5 protein-coding genes are annotated in these 4,950 nt (G+C 67.8%); 2 read left to right on the forward strand and 3 right to left on the reverse strand.

The features are described from left to right. The 3 genes from K789_RS0117970 to pucL all read right to left on the reverse strand — a co-directional run. On the reverse strand, nucleotides 1-376 hold a 376-nt coding region (locus K789_RS0117970; protein ID WP_029705241.1), incomplete at its 3' end, for a DUF6986 family protein. Nucleotides 377-379: 3 nt separating this feature from the next. Then, complete coding sequence (gene aceB / locus K789_RS0117975) at nucleotides 380-1,978, reverse strand: malate synthase A (RefSeq protein ID WP_024367981.1); 1,599 nt, start codon at nucleotides 1,976-1,978, stop codon at nucleotides 380-382. A 144-nt stretch (nucleotides 1,979-2,122) separates the two neighbouring features. After that, nucleotides 2,123-3,031 carry a factor-independent urate hydroxylase gene (gene pucL, locus K789_RS0117980; RefSeq protein ID WP_024367982.1) on the reverse strand — a complete coding sequence of 303 codons (909 nt, stop codon included), beginning with the start codon at nucleotides 3,029-3,031 and terminating at the stop codon, nucleotides 2,123-2,125. Nucleotides 3,032-3,518: 487 nt separating this feature from the next. Between pucL and K789_RS0117985 the strand changes: the two genes are divergently transcribed. Continuing rightward, nucleotides 3,519-4,013 carry a nucleoside deaminase gene (locus K789_RS0117985; RefSeq protein WP_024367983.1) on the forward strand — a complete coding sequence of 165 codons (495 nt, stop codon included), beginning with the start codon at nucleotides 3,519-3,521 and terminating at the stop codon, nucleotides 4,011-4,013. Nucleotides 4,014-4,128: 115 nt separating this feature from the next. Further along, nucleotides 4,129-4,950, forward strand: an 822-nt coding sequence (locus tag K789_RS0117990) for an FAD binding domain-containing protein (protein ID WP_024367984.1), incomplete at its 3' end; no start/stop codon positions are given.

Raw genomic sequence — 4,950 nt, forward strand, 5'->3', positions numbered from 1 at the left:
CGGCGTCTTCGGCGTCGTCACCCCGGTCCCCGTAGCCGTCCTCGAAGTCCAGCCGAAGGTCCTCGATCGGCTCGCTGCCCAGCTTCGCGGCCACGCGGGAGGCGACGGCGGCAGCCAGGGCCGCGTCCTGGCCCAGCAGCGCGCCCAGCTGCTCCAGCCCGCCGTGGGCTTCGGCCACAGCCAGCGCCTGGGCGCCCCAGTCGGCGGCCGTGGTAGGAGTGAAGCGGTCGGCCGGGACATAGACCGTGTGGACCGGCTGCCGGGAGCCGTCGTCGCCGGGATAGTTCCGTTCCAGGAGCAGGTCCGTCGCCGCCAGCAGGGCATCGATCCTGCTCAGGTCGGCGCCGGAGAAGGACCCCGAGGGAGGCACAGCCACGGCTCAGCCCACCAGTTCGTAAGCCGGGGTGGTGAGGAAATCCGTGTAGTCCTCGGAGAGGCACAGGTCCCCGATGAGCTTGCTGGCGGGCAGGTAGTGCTTCGCGAACGCGTCCTCACCCACCTCGCCGCGAAGCTTCGCGGTTTCCTCGGCCAGGATCCCGGACACCAGCTCACGGGTCACGGTCCGGCCCGTGTCGGCGAGCACCACCTGGTTGCGGATCTGCTGCCAGACCTGCGAGCGGGAGATCTCCGCCGTCGCGGCGTCCTCCATCAGGTTGTGGATGGCAACGGCGCCGTTGCCCGAGATCCACACCGCGGTGTAGGCGATGGCGACGTAGACGTTCAGGCGCAAACCCGCTTCGGTGACCGTCCCGTCGGCGGAGGCGATGTCCAGGAGCTGGTCCGCGGTGACGGACACATCCTGGCGCTGTTTGTCCAGCTGGTTCGGCCGCTCGCCGAGGACGGCGTCGAAGACGTCCCGGCAGACCGGCACCAGGTCCGGGTGGGCCACCCAGGAACCGTCAAAGCCGTCGTTCGCTTCGCGGGTTTTGTCCGCGCGCACCTTCTCGAAGGCCTGGGCTGTCACGTCGGGCTCGCGGCGGTTGGGAATGACGGCCGCCATGCCGCCCATGGCGAAGGCGCCGCGGTGGTGGCAGGTTTTGACGAGCAGTTCGGTGTAGGCGCGCATAAACGGTGCGGTCATGGCGACGGTGGCGCGGTCCGGCAGCACAAAGCGCGGGCCGGCGTCGCGGAAATACTTGATGATGCTGAACAGGTAGTCCCAGCGTCCGGCGTTCAGGCCGGAGGCGTGGTCGCGGAGCTCGTAGAGGATCTCGTCCATCTCGAACGCGGCCGGGATGGTTTCGATCAGGACGGTGGCGCGGACGGTGCCCTGCGGAATGCCGAGATAGTCCTGGGCAAAAACGAAGATCTGGTTCCAAAGACGGGCCTCGAGGTGGCTCTCCATTTTGGGCAGGTAGTAGTACGGGCCCTGCCCGTTCTCCAGCAGCTGCCTTGCGGTGTGGAAGAAGTGCAGGCCGAAGTCCACCAGGGCTCCCACGGTGGGTTCGCCGCCGATCAGCAGGTGGCGTTCGCTCATGTGCCAGCCGCGCGGGCGCGCCACAACAACGGCCAGCGGGGCGTCGGTCCGGAGCGTGTATTCCTTTCCTTCCGGGGACGTATAGGCCAGGGTGCCGGCCGCGGCGTCGCGGAGGTTCAGGATCGATTCGATCACGTTGGGCCAGGTCGGGGTGCTGGCGTCCTCGAGGTCGGCGAGCCAGACTTTCGCCCCGGAGTTCAGGGCATTGATCGCCATCTTCGCCGGGGCGGCCGGGCCCGTCATTTCCACGCGGCGGTCCTGCAGGGCTGCGGGGGCGGCGGCCACTCGCCAGTCGCCCTCGCGGATGCCGCGGGTTTCCGGCAGGAAATCGAGCCGGCCGGTACGGGCTACCTCCTCGCGTTTGACCGCGCGGGCCTTGAGCAGATCCCCGCGGGTGGCGGCGAAACGCAGGTGCAGTTCCTCAATGAAGGCCAGGGCCTCGGGGGTGAGGATCTCCTCCGCACGGTCAACGGTGCTGGCGGCTGAAATGGTGAGAGCCATTGGGGTCCTTCCTGTCGGTGAATCAGGCAGTGCATCGGGCGGCGGGAATGCTGCAGCCGCGATGCGGGTCGGCCATGGCGAACACACTAGCGTCTTGGGGCAGGATTCCGGCCGCCCTCCGCCCGGTCATGGCTGAGGCCGTCCCTAGCAGAACCCGGCAATGCCGGACCAGGCGGCGTCGGCCGGTACCGTGTCGTCGCGCTGCACGGTCGCCTCGATCAGGCCGTACGGGCGGTCGGCGGCGAAGAAGACCTCGTTGGGGTTGTCGAGACCAAACGGCGAGAGGTCCACCAGGAAGTGGTGCTTGTTGGGCATCGAGAACCTGATTTCGTCGATCCCGCTGTGCGCCTCGAGGACCTTGGCACCCATGTCGAACAGGGTCTGCTGCAGGGCGTGCGAGTACTTTTCGGTGAAGCCTTCCAGCAGCAGGGCCTTGACGTCCTCATAGCCCTTGTTGAAATCGAGAGTGCTGAAATCCGTGCCGGTCTTGTACCGCCAGCGGGCGGAAACCTCGGTGGCAAGGATCCGGTCGGTGGTCTCCGGCAGCGTCGTGTACCTGTCCCGCGGGTAGCCGGCGAATCCGGACTGCGTGGACTTGAGGACGGTGAGGTTCTTGAGGCCCGACAGCAGGTGCTGGTCGGCGCCGTCGCGGACCAGCACTGCGGTGCGAACCTCCTGGCCGTTGCGCACGAAGGAGTGGCCGTGGGCGGCGCCGTGGGCCTGGATCCGGTCCCAGGGGTACTGCTCGGCCTCCCAGCGGCCGCCGGACACCCAGCCGAAGCTCGAGGTGAAGTGCTCGCCCAGCCGGAGAAGGAACGCCTCTGGAGAGCCGATGCCCTCCCGGGCGAAGGCGTAGATGGTGTTCTTCTGCGTGTCCGTTGCCACCACGTGGCTGTTGTCGCCTTCAAGGTGTGCCGCGGCGAAGTCGCCGCGGAGTTGCGAGGTGACGTTGAGGTCTTCAATTTCGTGGCGTTCCGTGTCGCGGCTGATTTTGACGACGCGGACTTCGGCCTTGCCGTACTGGTTCTGACCTAGGACGATCTTGTTTGCCATGGTGGGGTTCCCAACTTCCGGTAGGTGGAATCAAAGTCCCAGATAGAAATTTCGACCGCATTTCGCGTTCGTTTCCTCCGCCGCCTGCCCACAAAAAGAGCCGACGCCAGTTGACGCCAGCTCATTACAACCCTGCCTGCTGCTCCCAGGTTACGTGACCTGCGCCACGAGATATCCCCAAGGCTAACCCGGACAGGCGGCGGTGTACATGACACGCCGGATGATCCGTCGCCTCCGAATACGGCGCGGTGACGGGATGGAAACATGGATTTCACCTCGGCAAAAACAACCCCCCACACTCTGTGGCGGAGTCCCGATTCCGCTGCTAGTCTCGCTGGTGTCAAAGGCGGGCACCCGGGACCCGGGAGGCTATCTACCAGGCGCAACTTAACCTTCAACGCACACGCTGAAGCCTGGTAACCGACGCAGTTGGCTGATTACGTTCCGCCACGGGGTACCGGCTTCCACAGCAAAAGGGAGTCGCATCATGACTGTCACCGTCACGGACCAGGCGCATCTTGCCCGGTCCATCGAGCTGGCCACTGCCAACGTCATGAACAGCGGAGGGCCGTTCGGGGCGGTCATCGTCACAGCGGACGGACAATCGTTCGACGGCGTCAACCGCGTCACCGCCACCAACGATCCCACCGCCCACGCCGAGGTCACGGCCATCCGCCGGGCCTGCACCGAACTTGGCCGGTTCGAGCTCGGCGGCGCCGCGCTCTACACCAGCTGCGAACCGTGCCCCATGTGCCTGGCCTCCGCCCTCTGGGCCCGCGTGGGCCGGGTGGTTTTCGCCGCCGACCGCCACGACGCAGCCTCTGTCGGTTTCGACGACGCCGTCTTCTACGAGTACTTCGAGAACAACCAGCCCGATGCCCTCCTGCCCGTGCGCAAGCTGGCGCTGGACGGTCCGGAGGCGCCTCCCGTGCTGCAGCCTTTCACCACCTGGAACAGCCTCCAGAGCCGGATCGACTACTAGGATCCGGATTCCGGCGCACCCGGCCGGGGCGGTGCTTCCCCCGGCCAAGGTTCCGAACGAGAATGTGCACACCACCGCCGCACGGGCGCCACACCCCGCAGCACCAGGAGACGCCATGGACATGAACACCATCGAGGCCGTGGTCCGTACCGCGGATCCGGCCGACTGGCAGCCCGGGGATGCCTGGCTGGCCGGCGGCACCGTGCTGTTCTCCTACGGCAGCTACGCCTTTGGCGCCGAACCGCTCCGGCGGCTCCTGGACCTCGGCTCCACCGGCTGGCCTGCCGTCACCGTGTCCGAATCCGGGATCGAGCTCGCGGCCACCTGCACCGTCGCGGAGCTCTATGCGCTGCGCGCGAGTGAAGCCGACCGGTCCCGCGCGGCGGCGTGGCCCGCGCTGGAGCTGATCCGGCCGTGCTGCGATTCGTTCGTGGCGTCGTTCAAGGTCTGGAACATGTCCACCGTGGGCGGCAACCTCTGCACCTCCCTGCCGGCCGGACCCGTGATCTCGCTCTGCGCGGCACTGGACGGTGTGGCCACGGTGCTCGGTCCGGGCGGCGCCAGCCACACCGTCCCGGTGGCGGAGTTCGTCACGGGGGACGGGCGAAACTGCCTGGCACCCGGCGAGCTGCTCCGCAGCGTCCGGCTGCCGGCGTCGGCGCTGGCCTCCCGGGTGGCGTTCCGCCGGCTGTCGCTGAGCAACCTGGGCCGCTCCGGGGTGCTGCTGGTCGGAAGGCTCGACGCCGGCGGCGGACTGGTCCTCACCGTCACCGCCGCGACCAAACGCCCCGTGCAGCTGCGCCTCGGCACCGCAGGCGGCAGCGGTACTGCAGCCGAACTGTCCGCCGCGCTCGACGCCGCCATCCCGGACGGGCTCTACCACGGCGACATCCACGGCCTGCCCGCGTGGCGCAAGGACATGACCTACCGGCTCGCC

It is taken from the genome of Arthrobacter sp. TB 26 (assembly GCF_000427315.1).
Lineage (GTDB): Bacteria > Actinomycetota > Actinomycetes > Actinomycetales > Micrococcaceae > Arthrobacter.

Excerpts from the sequence above, each read along its gene's own strand:
- aceB (WP_024367981.1), bottom strand. The coding sequence starts at position 1,978 with ATGGCTCTCACCATTTCAGCCGCCAGCACCGTTGACCGTGCGGAGGAG.
- pucL (WP_024367982.1), bottom strand. The coding sequence starts at position 3,031 with ATGGCAAACAAGATCGTCCTAGGTCAGAACCAGTACGGCAAGGCCGAA.
- K789_RS0117985 (WP_024367983.1), top strand. The coding sequence starts at position 3,519 with ATGACTGTCACCGTCACGGACCAGGCGCATCTTGCCCGGTCCATCGAG.